Source organism: Micromonospora sp. LOL_024, assembly GCF_048060415.1.
GTDB lineage: Bacteria > Actinomycetota > Actinomycetes > Mycobacteriales > Micromonosporaceae > Micromonospora.
This window is the reverse complement of record NZ_JBHMIS010000001.1, coordinates 733682-750743: the sequence shown is the minus strand read 5'-3', so window position 1 is coordinate 750743 and position 17062 is coordinate 733682. Positions and strand designations below refer to the sequence as shown.

14 protein-coding genes, 1 tRNA gene and 4 pseudogenes are annotated in these 17062 nt (G+C 70.9%); 11 read left to right on the top strand and 8 right to left on the bottom strand.

The window, feature by feature from the left end; translation table 11 throughout:
* Window position 1: 1 nt before the first annotated feature.
* Window positions 2–1666, bottom strand: a complete 1665-nt coding sequence (argS, locus tag ACFHWY_RS03680) for an arginine--tRNA ligase (protein ID WP_416578604.1) — start codon at window positions 1664–1666, stop codon at window positions 2–4.
* 100 nt (window positions 1667–1766) lie between these two features.
* Between argS and ACFHWY_RS03675 the strand changes: the two genes are divergently transcribed.
* Together ACFHWY_RS03675 and ACFHWY_RS03670 are read left to right on the top strand one after the other, a co-directional pair.
* Window positions 1767–2576: a DUF3105 domain-containing protein gene (locus tag ACFHWY_RS03675; protein WP_416578603.1), complete on the top strand. Its 810-nt coding sequence runs from the start codon at window positions 1767–1769 to the stop codon at window positions 2574–2576.
* 1 nt (window position 2577) lies between these two features.
* Window positions 2578–3234: a DUF305 domain-containing protein gene (locus ACFHWY_RS03670; protein WP_416578602.1), complete on the top strand. Its 657-nt coding sequence runs from the start codon at window positions 2578–2580 to the stop codon at window positions 3232–3234.
* Window positions 3235–3372: 138 nt separating this feature from the next.
* Here ACFHWY_RS03670 and ACFHWY_RS03665 read toward each other — a convergent pair whose 3' ends face one another.
* Entirely contained in the window at window positions 3373–4188 is an 816-nt protein-coding gene (locus ACFHWY_RS03665) for an AfsR/SARP family transcriptional regulator (RefSeq protein ID WP_416578601.1), read from the bottom strand.
* Between the two features lie 242 nt (window positions 4189–4430).
* Here ACFHWY_RS03665 and ACFHWY_RS03660 point away from each other — a divergent pair, with 242 nt between their 5' ends.
* The 3 genes from ACFHWY_RS03660 (at window position 4431) to ACFHWY_RS03650 (ending at window position 5882) form a co-directional block, all read left to right on the top strand.
* Window positions 4431–4847 (top strand): hypothetical protein, encoded by a 417-nt coding sequence (locus ACFHWY_RS03660; RefSeq protein WP_416578600.1) that lies wholly within the window; start codon window positions 4431–4433, stop codon window positions 4845–4847.
* A gap of 177 nt (window positions 4848–5024) precedes the next feature.
* Window positions 5025–5717 carry a winged helix-turn-helix domain-containing protein gene (locus tag ACFHWY_RS03655; protein ID WP_416578684.1) on the top strand — a complete coding sequence of 231 codons (693 nt, stop codon included), beginning with the start codon at window positions 5025–5027 and terminating at the stop codon, window positions 5715–5717.
* 93 nt (window positions 5718–5810) lie between these two features.
* Window positions 5811–5882: transfer RNA gene (locus ACFHWY_RS03650), tRNA-Arg, on the top strand.
* Between the two features lie 138 nt (window positions 5883–6020).
* On the opposite strand, the gene ACFHWY_RS03645 is transcribed toward ACFHWY_RS03650, so the two are convergent.
* Window positions 6021–6983, bottom strand: coding sequence for a DNA polymerase domain-containing protein (locus ACFHWY_RS03645; RefSeq protein ID WP_416578599.1), 963 nt, complete (start codon window positions 6981–6983; stop codon window positions 6021–6023).
* Window positions 6984–7108: 125 nt separating this feature from the next.
* Between ACFHWY_RS03645 and ACFHWY_RS03640 the strand changes: the two genes are divergently transcribed.
* The 3 genes and pseudogenes from ACFHWY_RS03640 to ACFHWY_RS03630 form a co-directional block, all read left to right on the top strand.
* Window positions 7109–7657: a TetR/AcrR family transcriptional regulator gene (locus ACFHWY_RS03640; protein ID WP_416578598.1), complete on the top strand. Its 549-nt coding sequence runs from the start codon at window positions 7109–7111 to the stop codon at window positions 7655–7657.
* Window positions 7658–7694: 37 nt separating this feature from the next.
* Window positions 7695–8700, top strand: a pseudogene (locus tag ACFHWY_RS03635) (MMPL family transporter); the annotation flags it as partial.
* A 113-nt stretch (window positions 8701–8813) separates the two neighbouring features.
* A pseudogene (locus ACFHWY_RS03630) lies at window positions 8814–9941 on the top strand (MMPL family transporter); the annotation flags it as partial.
* 98 nt (window positions 9942–10039) lie between these two features.
* On the opposite strand, the gene ACFHWY_RS03625 reads toward ACFHWY_RS03630, so the two are convergent.
* From ACFHWY_RS03625 to ACFHWY_RS03615, 3 genes and pseudogenes are all read right to left on the bottom strand, one after another.
* Entirely contained in the window at window positions 10040–11296 is a 1257-nt protein-coding gene (locus tag ACFHWY_RS03625; RefSeq protein WP_416578597.1) for an erythromycin esterase family protein, read from the bottom strand.
* A 98-nt stretch (window positions 11297–11394) separates the two neighbouring features.
* Window positions 11395–11553, bottom strand: a pseudogene (locus tag ACFHWY_RS03620) (ErmE/ErmH/ErmO/ErmR family 23S rRNA (adenine(2058)-N(6))-methyltransferase); the annotation flags it as partial.
* Window positions 11554–11595: 42 nt separating this feature from the next.
* Window positions 11596–12498 carry a Gfo/Idh/MocA family protein gene (locus ACFHWY_RS03615; RefSeq protein ID WP_416578596.1) on the bottom strand — a complete coding sequence of 301 codons (903 nt, stop codon included), beginning with the start codon at window positions 12496–12498 and terminating at the stop codon, window positions 11596–11598.
* Between the two features lie 277 nt (window positions 12499–12775).
* Between ACFHWY_RS03615 and ACFHWY_RS03610 the strand changes: the two genes are divergently transcribed.
* Both ACFHWY_RS03610 and ACFHWY_RS03605 read left to right on the top strand, forming a co-directional pair.
* The gene (locus ACFHWY_RS03610) at window positions 12776–13162 is read left to right on the top strand and encodes a hypothetical protein (protein WP_416578595.1); all 387 of its coding nucleotides are present in this window, start codon (window positions 12776–12778) and stop codon (window positions 13160–13162) included.
* Window positions 13155–13639, top strand: a pseudogene (locus ACFHWY_RS03605) (hypothetical protein). The gene ACFHWY_RS03610 and the pseudogene ACFHWY_RS03605 overlap by 8 nt, the downstream one beginning before the upstream one ends.
* Here ACFHWY_RS03605 and fabG read toward each other — a convergent pair.
* Complete coding sequence (gene fabG / locus ACFHWY_RS03600) at window positions 13612–14367, bottom strand: 3-oxoacyl-ACP reductase FabG (RefSeq protein WP_416578683.1); 756 nt, start codon at window positions 14365–14367, stop codon at window positions 13612–13614. The pseudogene ACFHWY_RS03605 and the gene fabG sit on opposite strands and share 28 nt — an antisense overlap.
* A gap of 75 nt (window positions 14368–14442) precedes the next feature.
* The gene (locus tag ACFHWY_RS03595) at window positions 14443–16095 is read right to left on the bottom strand and encodes an alpha-amylase family protein (RefSeq protein WP_416578594.1); all 1653 of its coding nucleotides are present in this window, start codon (window positions 16093–16095) and stop codon (window positions 14443–14445) included.
* A gap of 241 nt (window positions 16096–16336) precedes the next feature.
* On the opposite strand from ACFHWY_RS03595, the gene ACFHWY_RS03590 reads away from it, so the two are divergent.
* The gene (locus tag ACFHWY_RS03590; RefSeq protein WP_416578593.1) at window positions 16337–16990 is read left to right on the top strand and encodes a DedA family protein; all 654 of its coding nucleotides are present in this window, start codon (window positions 16337–16339) and stop codon (window positions 16988–16990) included.
* The last annotated feature ends 72 nt before the right edge of the window (window positions 16991–17062 follow it).

Here is a 17062-nt window from a genome sequence, read left to right as displayed (position 1 = left end):
GCTACATCCTCTCCGGGGCCGAGACGCCGAGCAGGCGCAGACCGTTGGCGATGACCACCCGGGTGGCGTCGTTGAGCCAGAGCCGGGCCCGGTGCCGGTCGGTGATCTCCTCGTCGCCGCGGGGCAGGATCCGGCAGTTGTCGTAGAACCGGTGGTACGCCCCGGCCAGATCCTCCAGGAAACGGGCCACCCGGTGCGGCTCGCGCAGTTCGGCGGCGGCGGCCACCACGGCTGGCAGCCCGGCGAGCGCCTTGAGCAACTCGTTCTCCTTGTCGTGGTCGAGCAGTTCGGGGCGGAACGACCCGGTGTCACCCCGGGTCAGGCCGACCTCGGCGGCGTTACGCCCGACGCTGGCCGTCCGGGCCGCCACGTACTGCACGTAGTAGACCGGGTTGTCGCGGGTCGCCCGGGTCCACAGCTCGATGTCGATGTCGATCGGCGAGTCGCTGGAGTAGCGGGCCAACGCGTACCGGGCGGCGTCCACGCCGATCGCGTCGACCAGGTCCTCCAGGGTGACCACGGTGCCGGCCCGCTTGCTCATCCGCACCGGCACGCCGTCGCGGACCAGGTTGACCAGCTGACCGATGAGGATCTCCAGGGTCTGTGCGGGTTCGTCACCGAAGCAGGCCGCCATCGCCCTCATCCGACCCACGTAGCCGTGGTGGTCCGCGCCGAGCATGATCACCACCCGGTCGAAGCCGCGCTCCCGCTTGTCCAGGTAGTACGCGCAGTCCGCGGCGAAGTACGTCCACTCGCCGTTGGACTTGCGCAGTACCCGGTCCTTGTCGTCGCCGAAGTCGGTGGTACGCAGCCAGGTGGCCCCGTCGGAGTCCAGGACGTGGCCCTGCTCGCGCAGCCGGGTCAGGGCGTGCTCCAGCTCGCCCCGGTCGTGCAGGTCCTTCTCGTTGAAGTAGGTGTCGAACTCGACCCCGAAATCACTCAACGAGGACCTGATCTCGGTGAACATCAACGCCACGCCCTCGACCCGGAAGATCTCCTGGGCGGCGGCGTCGTCCAGGGTGAGCACGTCTGGCCGCCGGGTGGTCACCTGCTCGGCGATCTCGGCGAGGTACGCCCCGCCGTAGCCGTCCTCCGGTGCCGGTTCCCCCTTGGCGGCGGCGAGCAACGAGCGGGCGAACCGGTCTATCTGGGAACCCGCGTCGTTGAAGTAGTACTCGGTGCCGACGTCCGCGCCGGTGGCGCGGAGCAGGCGGCTCAACGCGTCGCCGACGGCCGCCCAGCGCACCCCGCCGATGTGCACCGGGCCGGTCGGGTTGGCCGAGACGAACTCCAGATTGATCTTGAGGCCGGTGAGCCGATCGCTCCGGCCGTACGCCTCGCCGGCCTCGACGATCGAGCGGGCGAGCTGGCCGGCGGCGGCGGCGTCGAGCCGGATGTTGAGGAAGCCCGGACCGGCGATCTCCACCGACTTGATCCCCGGCGCGCTGCCGAGCTGGGCGGCCAGCCCGGCGGCCAGCTCGCGCGGCGGCATACCCACCTTCTTGCTCAGCTGAAGCGCCAGCGTGACGGCGTAGTCGCCGTGATCGGGGTTGCGGGGGCGCTCGACCGTCGTGTGCTCCGGCAGCGCGGAGCGGTCCAGCCCTCGTTCGGCGAAGACGGCGTGAGCGGCGGCGAGGACGGCTTCGGCGAGTTCTGCGGGAGTCACCGACCCATGTTATCGGGGGTAGACTCGGTCCCCGCGGCGGCGACCCGGCATCGGGGGCCGGGCCGCCAGAGCCCCTGACCGACCGACCTGACGAGGACCGATGAGCATCAGCACCCCGGGCGGCCCGCAGCGCCGCCCGACCGTGGTCAGCACCGGCAAGAAGCCGGCGGCGGGTCGGCCCGCCGCCGACGCCAAGCCGACGGCCGCCAAGGCCGGGTCCGGCAAGCCCCAGCGGGCAGGCGGCGGCAAGGGGCCGCGTAAGCCGATCGCTCCGGTCAAGGTCAGCCAGGGCCGGCCCTGGGGGCCGATCGCGATGTTCGTCGCGGTGGGCCTGCTCGCCACGGCGATCATCGGATTCGGCGCCTGGGCCACCTTCAAGGGCAGCCAGTCCTGGGAGGACAAGGCGGCGGAGATCGACGGCATCGTGAACTACCGCGAGAGCGACCCGGAGGGCATCAGCTACGAGTCGCACCAGTCCGGCCCGATCGAGTACAAGTACAGCCCGCCGGTCGGTGGCGCCCACAACAACGCCTGGCAGCGCTGCCTCGGCGACGTCTACGACGCGCCGATCGCCGCCGAGCACGCCGTGCACAGCATGGAACACGGCGCGGTCTGGCTCACCTACCGCCCCGATCTGCCCGCGGCCGACGTCGAGCGGCTGGCCGGCCTGATCCGCAACAACGACTTCATGCTGATGAGCCCGTACGAGGGCCTGGACGCGGAGGTCTCGGTCCAGGCGTGGGGCTACCAGCTCAAGGTCGACAGCGCCGACGACTCCCGGATCGAGCAGTTCACCACCACGCTGGCGCAGAACGCCTCGATCGAGCCGGGCGTGCCCTGTTCCTCCGGCAACTACACGACCGGCACCGGCACCGAGCCGCGCGAGCTGGCCCCGCCGACCGGTGGCTGACGTGTCCAGTGCGGTACAGGAGGCACCGGTGGTACAGCGGATGGAACCGGCGGAACCTCGCCAATCGGTCCGGACTCTGCGCTACCTGACCCTGGCCCTGACCGCACTGATCCTGCTCGGCGTGGGCTGGACGGCCGCCACGCTCACCACCGGTCGCACCCCGGACGGGCAGTCGGCCGAGGCCGGCTTCGCCCGGGACATGTCCCGCCATCACGCCCAGGCGGTGGAAATGGCCATGATCGCCTACGACAAGGGGCAGGATCCGGCGATCCGGCAGATGGGGTACGACATGGCCCTGACCCAGCAGGCCCAGATCGGGCACATGCAGCGCTGGTTGCAGGAGTGGGAGCTGTTGCCGACCGGTTCCCGTCCGGCGATGGAGTGGATGCCCGACGGCGTGCGGGTCGGCCAGGACGGGCTGATGCCGGGCATGGCGACCCGTGACGAGATCACTCAGCTGCACGAGTCGACGGCCGGCGAGGTCGACCGCCTCTTCATCCGGCTGATGATCAACCATCACCTGGGCGGTGTCCACATGGCCGACGGTCTGCTCGAGGTCTCCGACCGTCCCGAGGTGGTCCGGATGGCCCAGGCGATGAAGCAGGCGCAGCAGAAGGAGATCAACGAGCTGCGCAAGCTCCAGGTGTCCGACGGCTGAGAGCCGGCAGGCACTCCGGGCCGATGCGAAACGCGAGCGGCCCGCCGGAAGCCGCCGGCGGGCCGCTCGCGTCCTCGCCGGCGGGCCGGCGGCCACCGGCCCGCCCGGCAGAATGCCACCGCCGGCCCCGTCCGACGCTCAGACAGAGGTTCGCCAACCGTCGGTCCGCACCGGGCCCCGCGACGACGGTGCGCTGCCGTCTCGCCGCCTTCCGGGGATGTCCTGGCGCAGCACACTCAGTTGCGCGGCGCTCAGACCCGACCCGGGCTCCAGACCCAACTCATCGGCGAGCCGGGACTTCACATCCTGGTAGACCTGTAGGGCCCGCGCCTGTTGACCGGCCCCGGCCAGGGCGACGACCAACTGCGCCGCCAAGCGCTCCCGGAGCGGATTCGCGCTGACCAACGCGGACAGCTCCGGGACGAGAGAGGCGTGCCGCCCGAGGCTCAACTCGATGTCCGCCAAGTCCTCGTGTGCCGCCAGCCGCTGTTGCTCCAGGGCTGCCGAGGCATCCGCGACGAAGGCGCCGTTGGTGCCGCCGAGCGGCGTTCCCCGCCACAGCACCAGTGCCGAACGGAGCTGGTCGGCCGCCTCCTCGGACCGCCCGGCCTGTTGGGACGATCGGGCGTGGCTCACCCGTTGGACGAAATCCTCATGGTCCAGCTCACCGTTCGCCACCACCATCCGGTAGCCGCCGGCCTCGCTGACCAGCGGTCCGTCCGCCGGATTGGCCACCATGGCCCGCCGGAGTGCGGAGACGCACGCCTGCACCTGCAGCCGGGCACTTCGCGGAGGGTCATGGGCCCATACCGCATCGATGAGCTGGGCGGTGGAGACCACCCGGTTGGCGTTGAGTAGCAGATAGGCGAGCACAGCCCGCTGTCGGGGCCGGATGTGGCGCACCTGTCGGTCGACCCTGTGCACCTCTACCGGCCCCAGAAGTTTCCACTTCATCACGGCCCCCGTTGCCGAAGCGGTCACATTGTCACATGACCGAGGCCAGGGTAGCGCGTCATCGAGGTCGATCACTTGCCCATCCGACGGGCAGACCGCTTCCCAGGAACCTGGAGGATCACGCATAGCGACCGCATAGCGACCGCATAGCGACCGTGCAACCGGCCCCGACAGACTCGTCCCGGGACGATCGACCGGGAGTCCTTGGTACAGGCAGTGGCACTAGTCGAAGGGATTGCAGCATGATCAAAAAGTTGGGTCGGTACCTCGCCGTGATCGCACTGGTCGTGGGCGGCACAACCGTGGTCGCCGCGTCGCCAGCGCTCGCCATCGGCGGCTGCGACCAGGCCAACCAGACAGTTTCTGCGTGCTACGACTACGGCTCGACCGGCAGCAACGCCCGAGCCGACTTCTACTTCAACCGGACCCCCGACAGCAGCTACTTCTACTACTCGGTGTGGATCGAGGTCAGCGGCGTCCGGCACCAGAAGGTCAACCAGGCGCGCCTGACCCGGTCGGGGCGCTGGTGCTGTTGGACTCACAACCTCGCCACCCAGCCGCCGAGCTACAAGACCGGCCGGACCATCGTCACCATCTACACGAGCGCGGGGAGGGCGCACACCACGTCCATGAGCCCGTACTTCACGGTCTACGCCTGATCTCGACTTCGTGCGGCGGTCCGCGCGCCCGGCCACTGGTACCGGCCGCCGCACGGACCGCGCGCACCCACCTCCGACTCGCCGCCCGATTTGCCGGTTTTTGCCAGATTACTTATCTTAGAGAGTTTTCTCCATACATATCGTGACCAGTTGGGATTCGGACTCGTTGCGCAGGACGTGGGGGTTGCACTCAGAGACGCACGGCGTTCGGTCACCAGCTGGTGCCGGCGCCACACCATCGGCGGTGACGGAGCGGTGGCAGCCGTCCGTCGCGGACAGCGGCAGGGTGAGCCGGGAACACTCAGCCGCGAACAGGAGCTGGAGCTCATCGACACCCTTCGGGGCGTCCACCCCGACGAGTTCGGCCTGGACGAGGAGCTGTGGACCCGCCAGAGTCTGCACATCCTCATCGAACGACACTTCGGGCTCAAACTGGACGCGGGAGTGGTCGGAACGTACCTGCGGGCCTGGGGGCTGGGCCCACGCGAGCCCCGGGAGCGGGCCTGCGGACTCTGCGTCGGCGCCGTCGAACGGTGGGTACGCGGCGAGTACCCGACCATCACCCGGGCCGCCCAGGAACACCTGGCCGAGGTCTACTGGATCGGCCGGTTCCGGCTACGCGGCACCATGCCGGCAGCCGACGTGATCTCGGCCGTGTCCTCGCGGGGACGAGTCCGGTTCATGGTCAACACACCGTCGATGGACCCATCCCCGTACCGCGACTTCGTCCTCCGGCTCAGCGGCGCGGAGCAGCGCACGGTCCACCTGATCGTGGACGGCTCGTGGGCCCGGAACGAATGGCCGCGCCGGCTTCCCCGGCGCATCGTGCCGCACCCGCTGCCCAGCTGCGGGCGCGCCCAGGCCGCCTGAGCACCACCGGTTGGCCGTCAGCGGCCGGAGCCGACCCGCCGATACCGATTCGGCGATCGGGTACCCGGTTTGCTAGTCTTCTCCAGTCGCTGAGCCCCCGTAGCTCAGGGGATAGAGCACCGCCCTCCGGAGGCGGGGGCGCAGGTTCGAATCCTGCCGGGGGCACACTGATCGATCGACACGAAGGCCCTTGACCAGGCAGGCCCCGGTCAGGGGTCCTTCACGTATCGTTCACGAGGCGGCCCGACCAATAGGATCTTGCACCGTCGATACCGCCGCGGCCCCTGGGGTTGCTGCGGGTACTCAGTCGGCGGCGGCGCGCCCGGCGCGGGCCCGGCGGCGGCCCTCGTGCATGGCCTGCACCCGCGGCACCGGGATGGTCCGCCCCTCCTCGACCAGTTCGGTGGGGATCCGCTGCGGCCCCGGCATTAGCTCCGCCCACGGGTCCCGGCGCCTCAGCAGCGCCGCGGCTGTCCGGATGGTCCAATCAGCCGGCGTCACCGACTCCAGTTCCGCCCAGGGCACCGGGAAGGAGACCGGCACGCCGGGCCGCAGCCGTGGGCTGTACACCGACGCGACGGTCGCGCCACCGGTGCGGGTGGGGTCGACGAAGACCCTGCCGCCCCGATCATTGCGAATGAACGCGGTGGTCGCCAACGCCGGGTCCAGGCGCTCGGCCCGGGCCGCCAGGGCCCGGGTCGCGGCGGCCAACTCCTCGGCGTCGGGGCCGGGCTCGACCGGAACGAAGACGTGCACCCCCTTGGCGCCACTGGTCTTCACCGCGCCCGCCAGCCCGGCGTCCGCGAGAGCCTGCCGGACCAGCAGCGCGGCGGCCACCGCGGCGGCGAACCCGTCGCCCTGCGGTGGGTCCAGGTCGAGCACCAGGTGGGTGGGGCGACTCAGGTCGTCGGCCGTGGCGAGGGTGGGGTGGTACTCGACCGCCCGCTGGTTGGCGAACCAGAGCAGCGTCCTACGGTCGTCGCAGAGCGCGTACGAGATTTCCCGGCGTGACGCCTCGGCCCAGACCGGCACGCGGCGAACCCATTCCGGGGTGTGGCGCGGCAGGTTCTTCTGCATGAACGCCGGCTGGCCCGGGCGGGCCCGGACCACCGACAGCGGCCGGCCGCGCAGCTGCGGTACGAGCCGATCGGCCACCGCGTCGAGGTAGTCGACCAGGTCACGCTTGGTCGCCTCCGACCCGTCGAACAACGTCTGGTCGAGGTTGGTCAGCGCGACGCCGTCCAGGGTCTCGTCAGCTCCGGTCACCCAATCACCATCCCTGCCCGGCACCCGCAGGTCAACGGGGACACGGGGCAGGCCCGGCTGTGGCGAAGGCCACTGATCTGACCGATCGGTCAGATCTGACCGATCGGTCAGGCATGCTGGGGGCCATGGTCCGCTCCACCCCGCAGACGCACGGCGACATCCTGGCCGCCGCGGCGAGCCGCTTCGCCGCCACCGGCTACCGGGGGACGTCGTTGCAGGACATCGCCAGCGAGGTGGGCTGTTCCAAGGCGGCGGTGCTCTACCACTTCGCCAACAAGGAGGCCATCCTCACCGAGCTGATGGCCCCCGCGACCGGCGTGCTGCGGTCGCTCGACGAGCAGATCGCCGCCCAGCCCGACCCGGCATCGGCACAGCGGGTCGCCGCCGAGGGCTTCGTCGACCTCGCGGTCCGGTTCCGCAGAGAGATCGCCCTGCTCCGCGGCGATTGTCCGGAGCTGCTGCAACAACCGGGTTTCGCGCACATCCAGCGGATCTCCGAACGGCTCATCGACGCCCTCGCCGGCCACCCCGAGCGGCCCTCGGCCCGGATCACCGCGCTGGTACTGCTCGCCGGGATCGCCGAGCAATGCGGCCAGTTCGCCGACGTGCCTGACGAGGCGCTGAGCGCCGCACTGCTGGCACTGCTTCGCCGGGCACTGGAACCCGCTCACTGACCCGTCCCACCAATCCACGACCGAGGGAAAGGACCTCATGGCGACCCTGCTCTACCGGCTTGGCCGGGGCTCGATGCGCCGCCGGCGACTTGTCGCCGCGATCTGGCTCGTCGTACTCGTCGGACTCGGCCTGGCCGCAGCGACCCTGCGTGGCCCGACAGCCAACAACTTCACCATGCCCGGCACTGAGGCGCAGCAGGCGCTGGACCTGCTCAACGAGCAGTTCCCGGCCGCTGCTGGCGCCACCGGCACCATCGCGGTCAAGGCGCCCTCCGCCGGTCAACTCGGGACACCCGAAGGGCAGGAGGTGGTCCAGGCGATCACGGCCGAGGCCACCACGGTGCCCGGCGTGGTGGCCGCCGTCGACCCGTTCCAGGTCGGCGCGGTGTCCCCCGACGGCCAGTACGCACTGATCCAGGTGCAGTTCAGCGGCGGCGCCGACCAGGTGACCACGGAGCAGCGGGAGGCGTACGAGGAGGTCGGCGCCGAGGCACAGGCACAGGGTTGGCAGGTGGCCGCCGGCGGTGAGGTGCTCAACACCGAACCGGAGATCGGCTCCACCGAGGCGATCGGCGTCGCGGTGGCCCTCGTCGTCCTGGTGGTCACCTTCGGCTCTCTGGTGGCGGCGGGAATGACCATGCTCAACGCGCTGATCGGTGTCGGTGTCGGTATGGCCGGACTCTTCGCGCTCAGCGGCGCCATCGAACTGACCAGCAGCGCGCCGATCCTCGCGCTGATGCTCGGCCTCGCCGTCGGAATCGACTACTCGCTCTTCATCAGCTCGCGATACCGGCAGCACCTGCTCGACGGCCTCCCGGCCGACGAGGCGGTGGGCCGCGCCGTCGGCACCGCCGGCTCGGCGGTGGTCTTCGCCGGCTCCACCGTGGTCATCGCCCTGGCCGGCCTGGCGGTAGTGAACATCCCGTTCCTCACCGTGATGGGTCTGGCCGCCGCCGGCACGGTGACGATCGCGGTACTGGTGGCGATCACGCTCCAGCCGGCCCTGCTCGGCTTCGCCGGGCGCCGGGTGCTATCCCGCCGGCTGCGCACCTCGGTGCCGTCGGCCGACGCCGACGCCGAGGACAGCGCCACCGAGCGGCGCGACACGACGGAACGCCGGGCGGCATTGCAGGCCGCCACCGGAACCGGCGAGAATCGATTCACGTTCGGTTTCCGCTGGGCCCGGCTGATCACCCGCTTCCGGGTACCGGTGATCCTGGTCGGCGTACTCGGCCTGGGGCTGCTCGCGCTGCCCGCGTCGGACATGCGTCTCGCCCTCCCCGACGCCGGCGCCGCGCCGGCCGGGACTCCCGCCCGGGTCTCCAACGACCTGATCACCGAGGGCTTCGGGCCAGGCTTCACGGGCCGCCTCGCGGTGGTGGTCGCCGGCGACGACGCCCGGGCAACCGCCGCGGCGGTCCCGCAGGTGACCGCCCTGGTCCAGCGCACCGACAACGTGCTCGCCGTGGCCCCGCCGCAGCTCAGCCCGGACGGCCGGACGGCTCTGCTCGGAGTGATCCCGCAGACCGGCCCGACCGACCCGGCGACCGAGACGATGGTGCACGACATCCGTACCGCCGTCGGCGCGGTCGACGGTGCGGACGTGCTGCTCACCGGGGCGACCGCGATCGGAATCGACATCTCCGAAAAGCTCTCCGACGCGCTGCCGGTCTACCTGGCACTGGTGGTGGGCCTGTCGATTCTGCTGCTGATGCTGGTGTTCCGTTCCCTGCTGGTGCCGGTCAAGGCGGCCCTGGGTTTCCTGCTGACCGTCGCCGCCACGTTCGGCATCACGGTCGCGGTGTTCCAGCAGGGTCACCTCGCCGACCTGGTCGGGTTGGACACGCCGGGCCCACTGATCAGCTTCCTGCCGATCCTGCTGATCGGCATCCTGTTCGGTCTGGCCATGGACTACGAGGTTTTCCTGGTCTCCCGGATGCGGGAGGACTTTGTCCACGGCGACACCGCCCAGCAGGCCACCATCAACGGGATGGGACACGGCGCGCGGGTGGTCACCGCCGCCGCGCTGATCATGATGTCGGTCTTCGGTGGCTTCGTCTTCCTCGACGATCCGGTGATCAAGTCGATCGGCTTCGCGCTCGCCATCGGCGTGGCGATCGACGCCTTCGTCGTCCGGATGACCATCGTCCCGGCGGTGATGTCGCTGCTCGGCAAGGTGGCCTGGCGGCTGCCTCGCTGGCTCGATCGGGCGCTGCCCAACGTCGACATCGAGGGCGAGAAGCTGCGCGCCCAGCTCGACGACAAGGTTCCCGCCGGCACCTGAGGCTGAGGAGGGCCCCCTGCCAACGCCTGGCGTCAGCAGGGGGCCCCGGTCAACTGACGGCCGCCTTCAGGCACCGACGGCGGCGACGTTCGCACGGTTCAGACTCCGGCCGGGTACGTCTCCATCTCGCCCGGGGTGGCCAGGGCGGGCAGCGGGTGCAGCGCGGTGGTCTCGTCGCACCAGATCAGGGCGTCGTACCGCTGCCCCAGCCGGGTCGGTACATAGTTGCCCCACGACTCGAACGACGGGTCGTAGACCACGCCGACGGCCCGGTGGTCGAGGGTGTCGGTGACCCAACCCGGCTGGTCCGACCCGCCGAAGACCAGCACCGCCCGTTCCGGCATCAGCTCGTGCAGCCGGTGCTCCACCGAGCCTTCGCGGGCCGGCGGCACCACCATCGCCTCGGCGGGCGATCCCCAGCGCGGCGCCGCGATCACCGTGCCGCGCCAGCTCGCGAACCCGATGAGCGCCACCTCGTCGGCGCCGTGGCGCTCCCGGGCCAACTGGCCGATGTTCACCATCCCGTCGGCAGCCATGTCGGTCGCCCGTGCGTCACCCACGTGCGTGTTGTGCGCCCAGACCACCCCCCGGGCGCCCGGCCCGTAGCGCTCCAGCAGCCGGTCCAGGGTGTCGGTCATGTGGATGTCCCGGACGTTCCACGATCCGGGGCCACCAACGACCATCTCCCGGTAGTAGCGCTCCGCGCCGGCCACGACCTCCGCGTTCTGCCAGGCCGAGAAGGCTCCCGGTGCGTCGGTGGCGGCAACTTCCCGGGTACGCGCGAGCAGCCGGATCACCTCCTGCTCGCATCGGGCGGAGACGAAACGGCTCGCCATGCCGTACTCCTCGACCCGCTTGCCGTACGGTTCGAAGCACCGGTACGCGTCCTGAGCGGCCTCCAGCGAGGCCGGGTCCTCCTCGCCGAGATAGTCGAGGATCGCCTGCATCGACTCCCAGAGGCTGTAGACGTCGAGGCCGTGGAAACCGACCCGGGCCGGCTGTGCGCGCTCCATGTTCCAGGAGCGCAGCCACCGGCAGAAGCGGGCAACCTCGGCGTTGGCCCACATCCAGGTGGGCCAACGCTCGAAGCGTTCCAGGGCGATCTGCGGCTCGGCCAACCCGTCTGCGGCACCGGTCACCGATCGGTGCACCCGGTCGCAGTCGGGCCAGTCGCCCTCGACGGCCACGAAGGAGAAGCCGCATTCGGCGATCAGGCGTCGGGTGAGCTGCTCCCGGATCCGGTAGTAGTCGTAGGTACCGTGCGTCGCCTCCCCGATCAAGACCACCCGCGCGTCCCGGACACGCTCCAGCAACGGATCGAGGTCGCCCGGCGCGCCGAGCCGCTGTACCTGCATGCCTGCGGCTACCCGGGTCCTGGTTGGGCAAACGCCCCGGCTCGCCGGTGTGCCGGGACGGTCGTGGAGCGTGGCGGGTTGAGCCGGCCGCCGAGGCGTCAGCGGGCGTGCAGCAAGCGGTGCAGCACCAACCACTGCTCAGGCCAGACATGCCCGAGTGGGGTGTCCTGGTCGAGCCGGCTGGCGCGCAGCGCCGCCGTCAGCCGGGCCCGCCGATGCTCGCGGGCCAGTGAGGCCGCGAGCGAGCCGCCGACCCCGCCCGCCAATACCACCCCTGGATGAGGGCCAGGGTGGGGTTCTCAGGCGGGTAGCTCGCCGACGGTGGCTTGGGTGCGTGCGGTTTCGGCGGCGGCGAGCACCGCCACCACCTCGCGGCCGAAGCGCACGTCGCAGCGGTGGTCCCGGGTTCCGGCGTCGACCTCCGCCATCAGCTGGTCGATAGCCACTCCGAAGGCCGTGGCCGCGCTTGCACCGCCGTCGGGGAGTCGCTCGATGCCGTTCTCGCCGTACAGCACGAACTCCGCGGCGACCGACTCCGGCGGCGCGTCGAGGGTCAGCGACACCGTGCTGGTGGCTCCGTCGGCGTGGCTGAGCAGCAGGTGGACCAGGCCGCCGGGCCCGTCGGCGACCGCCACCCGGGTGACCCGGCCGAGCACCGGCAGTAGCACCGCCAGGGCGTGCGGTCCGATGTCCCACAGCGCGCCGTGTTCCCGGCGCCACGGCGACTGCGCGTACGGGCTGCTGGGCTGGAAGATCGAGGCGAAGCGGATGACGTTCGCGGTGTGCCAGCCCCCGGCCGCCGCGGTCGCGGCGACGAAGCCGGCGACGTCCGGCTGGTAGCGGCCGGTGAAGAAGATTACCGAGGCCACGCCCGATCCGGCTGCGGCCTCGACCACACGGTCGGCGTCCGCGACCGTCAGCGCCAGTGGCTTGTCCAGCAGCAGGTGGCGGCCGGCGGTGGCGGCCCGGACCGCGATGTCCGCCTGCACGTTCGGGGGCAGGGCCACGGCGACCGCGTCGCACGCCTCGATCAGGGCGTCGACATCGTCGAAGGCCGGTACGCCGAAGCGGGTGGCCAGTGCGGCGGCCTTGTCCCGGTTGCGGCCCCAGACGCCGGCCAGGTCCGCCCTCGGGTGCGCTTCGAGCGCCGCGGCGTGCGTCTCCGCCGCCCAGTGGCCGGTGCCGAACAACCCGAACCGCATCACATACCTCCGTCGTCGCCTGGCCGCGGCCCACCCACGGCAAGGTCCACGCTAGTCCTCCGGGCGGTCACGCATGCCGCCCGCCGCCCTGGTGCCCTGCTGCGCAGCTCGCGTCCCCGGCGGCCCGGTGCGCGGCCTCCCGTCGACCGCGCCGGTCGCCGCCGTGGTGGATCCCGCCCCTCGGCGCGGGCGTCCTCCGTCGCCCGGCCTGCGCGGGCTCTTACTACGTGGGTTAGTAGAGTGGCCCGGTGATCGGAACGAGCGTTGGGCGGGCCCGGTGACCGCCACCGGTTCGCCGGTAGACGGCGGGCTGGCCGTCGCCGCCATCGTGCTGTCGCTGTTGGTGGCCGGCTGGGCGCTGGCGACGACCCTGCGCCACCGGCCGCCGGATCGGGTACAGCTGATCGGTCTGGGCGCGCTGGAATTGCTGCTGCTCGCGCTGGCGGTGGTGGCCGCCGTGGCGCTCGGCGGTGGCGCGCAGCCGGGCGAGCCGGGTGCGTTCTTCGGGTACCTGGTGACGCTGGTCTGCCTTCCGCCGCTCGCGGCGGTGCTGGCCCGGATGGAGCCGACCCGCTGGGGGTCGGCGATCGTCTGCGCGGTCTGCCTGGTGACACCGGTGGTCGTGGTCCGGCTCCAGCAGACGTGGGAGGTGCTCGGTGGCTGAGGTGGGGGCCGCCCGGGCGAGGACCAACGCCGGCCCCGGGCGGCTGCTGATCGCTGTGTACCTGCTCTTCGCGATCGCCGCCACCAGCCGCGCCGGGCTCCAGATCGCCACGCGGTTCGACGAGGCGCCGCTGGCGTACCTGCTCTCCGCGCTCGCCGCGGTGGTCTACATCGTGGCGGCGGCGGGCCTGGCGTGGGCCGGGCGCGCGGGCCGCCGGATCGCCCTGGTCTGCTGTGCCGCGGAGCTGGCCGGCGTGGTCGGGGTCGGGGCGTTCAGCCTGGCCCGGCCGGATCTGTTTCCCGACGAGACCGTCTGGTCCGGCTTTGGCAGCGGCTACGGGTACGTCCCGCTGGTGCTGCCCGTCCTCGGCCTGACCTGGCTCTGGAGAACCAGGCGTGCAGCGGGGCCCCTTCCCAGACAGGAGGCGTCAAGAAGGGGCCCTTCCTCAATCAGTCAGTAGGGCCCCCGGCGACGTAGACCACCTGGCCGGAGACGAAGGACGCGCCCTCACTGACCAGGTACGAGATGGTGTGGGCCACGTCCTCGGGCCGGCCCACCCGGCGGACCGGGATCTCCGACACGGCGTGCTTCTGCATCGCCTCGAAGTCCACCTTCATCCGGGCGGCGGTGGCCGCCGTCATGTCGGTGACGATGAACCCGGGCGCCACCGCGTTGACGGTCACTCCGAACGGTCCCAGCTCGATGGCGAGCGTCTTGGTGAAGCCCTGCAGGCCCGCCTTGGCGGCCGAGTAGTTGGCCTGGCCCCGGTTACCCAGCGCCGAGGTGCTGGAAAGGTTGACGATCCGCCCCCACTTCGCCTCGACCATGTGCTTCTGCGCGGCCTGGCTGAACAGGAATGCCCCGCGCAGGTGTACGCCCATGACCGTGTCCCAGTCGGCGTCGGTCATCTTGAACAGCAGGTTGTCGCGAAGCACGCCGGCGTTGTTGACCAGCACGGTCGGCGCACCCAGTTCGGCGGCGACCCGCTCGACTGCGGCCTCGGCCTGAGCCCGGTCCGCCACGTCCGCGCCGACGCCGAGCGCCCGGCCGCCGGCCGCCACGATCGCGTCGACGGTCTCCTTCGTGGCCGTCTGCTCGATGTCGACCACCGCGACGGCCAGGCCGTCGGCGGCCAGCCGCCTGGCCGTGGCCGCCCCGATTCCCCGCGCCGCGCCCGTCACGACGGCGACCCGTTGCCCCTCCAACATGCCTACCTCCTGGTAACTTCGCTCGACGGCAGGAGCCTAACCCACGCTGGGGTGCGGTCAGGAGGGCCAGGATCACGAGGACCAGGAGCGGCATAGCCGGATCCAGCGGTAGCCGTGGCCGGCGAGCTTCAGCTTGTCCAGCTTGCCGACCTCGTCGTAGTTGCGGTCGGCGAGCACGTCGATGGGCAGGTCCGCCTCCGGCTGGAGCAGGCTGAGGTCCACCTCGGCGTCGATGGTGCCGAGGTTGTGCAGGAAGACCATCGTCCCGGTCGGCCCGTCGGCGCGGTGCGCCAACACCCCTGGGGGCGTCGGGGTGTCGATGTGGGCGGTGGAGCCGAAGCCGATCTCCGGGGCCTCCCGGAGCGTGCGGATCATCCGCTCGAACCACGCCAGCAACGAGGTGCGGTCCCGGCGCTGGAGCGTGACGTTGACCTTCTCGTATCCGAACTCGCCCTTGTCGAGGACCGGACGGACCAGCTTGTCCGGCTCCGCGGTGGAGAAGCCGGCATTGCGCTGGTACGACCACTGCATCGGGGTACGGATCGCCTCCCGCCCCGGCAGCGACAGATCCTCCCCCATGCCGATCTCCTCGCCGTAGCGCAGCACCGGAGTGCCACGCAACGAGAACTGGAGGGAGTACGCCAGCTCGATGCGCCGCCGGTCGTTGTTCAGCATCGGCGCCAACCGGCGGCGGATGCCCCGGTCGTAGATACGCATGTGCTCCTCGGGACCGAACTGCCCGTACACCTCGTTGCGTTGTTCGGCGGTGAGCCGGGAAAGGTCGATCTCGTCGTGGTTGCGCAGAAAGGTGGCCCACTGCCCACCCTCTGGCAGCGCCGGGGTGTCGCGCAGCGCCTCGATCACCGGCTCCGGGTCCTGCCGGGCCAGGGCCAGCATCAGCCGGCCGTTGAGCATGAAGTCGAAGAGCATGTGTATCCGATTCGCCGAGCCGCCGCTGTCGCCGAAGAAGGCGGGAAGATTGTCGGGCTCGACGTTCGCCTCAGCCAGCAGCACGGCGTCGCCGCGCCGCCACTGCACGTGTTGGCGCAGTTCGGTGAGGAACTCGAAGTCCAGTTCCGGGCTGGGGTCGCCCGGCTCGGTGCGTTCGATGATGAACGGCACCGCGTCCATCCGGAACCCGGCCACACCGAGTTGGATCCAGAACGACATGATCTTCTTGATCTCGTCGCGTACCTGCGGGTTGGTGGTGTTCAGGTCCGGCTGGAACTTGTAGAAGCGGTGGTAGTACCAGGCTCTCGCGGTTCGGTCGTAGGTCCAGGTCTCGTGCTGTTCACCGGGGAAGACCATGCCCTGATGCCGGTCGGCCGGTTCCTGGTCGGACCAGACGTACCAGTCGCGGTACGGCGAGTCCGGCGACGAGCGGGCCGAGACGAACCACGGGTGCTCGTCGGAGGTGTGGTTCACCACCAGGTCGATGATCACCCGGATGCCCCGGTTGCGCGCCTGGTGCAGCAGTTCGGCGAAGTCGCCCAGGGTGCCGAAACGGGGGTCGACGTTGTAGAAGTCGGTCACGTCGTACCCGTCGTCGTCGTTGGGCGACGGGTGGATGGGATGCAGCCAGAGGCAGGTCACACCGAGCCGGGCCAGGTAGTCCAGCCGGCCGATCAGGCCCCGGATGTCACCGACCCCGTCACCGTCGGAGTCCGCGTACGTGTCGATGTCTAGGCAGTAGACGACCGCCTCGGAGTACCACCTGTCAGCCATGCCCCGGAACCTTCTCCCGTGCGGGGCAGCGGCAAACCCGGGCGGCTCGGTACGGTGCCGTGATCTGGAGCCTCGATTGGTCCAACGGCACCTGGTGGCGGGAGCCGGCTGGGGCGGTGGAGGTGGGCTTCCAGCTGGGCTGGACCGACGGTGCCGATCCGCGGTGAGCGGGCCGCAGCGGTGTGTGGGGCCGCACCGGGGGGTAGGAGGGGCTTTCACGCCGACCCGCGGAGGCACTCCCATGGCGCTCGCCCAGGATGTCGAACCCGGCCAACCTGGTGGGCTGACCGGGTGGGTGGCCGCGGTGATCGAGGCGAGCGGCGAGGTGGGTGTGGCGCTGCTGGTCGCCCTGGAGAGCATCGTCCCGCCGGTCCCGAGCGAAATCGTCCTGGCGATGGCCGGATATCTGGCCGGTGAGGGCCGGTTCAACGTGGTCCTGGTGACGGTGGCCGCCACCGTCGGCTCGGTGCTGGGTGCGCTGGTGCTCTACTGGCTCGGCGCGGCCGTCGGCGAGAACCGACTCAGACGCTGGCTCGACCGGCTGCCGCTGGTCGAGCTTGACGACCTGGAGAAGGCCGACCGGTGGTTCGAGAGGTACGGCCGCCGGGCGGTGTTCTTCGGCCGGATGGCGCCGGTGGTCCGCAGCCTGGTCTCGGTGCCGGCGGGGGCCAACCGGATGCCACTGGTCGAGTTCGTCGCGCTGACCACGCTGGGCAGCGGCATCTGGAACGGGCTGTTCATCGGCCTCGGCTACGCGCTCGGCTCGCGGTGGGACCAGATCGGCCGCTACAGCTCCTGGTTCGACTACGCCATCCTCACCCTCCTGGCCCTGATGATCGTCTCCTGGGCGGTCAAGAAACACCGCCGCCGCTCCACCCCCCGACCCCACCCCTGACCCCCGCGGTCATGCAGTCGTGGCACCGGAGACTGCCCTCTACGCGACTCTTGTGAGGTGCCACGACCGCGT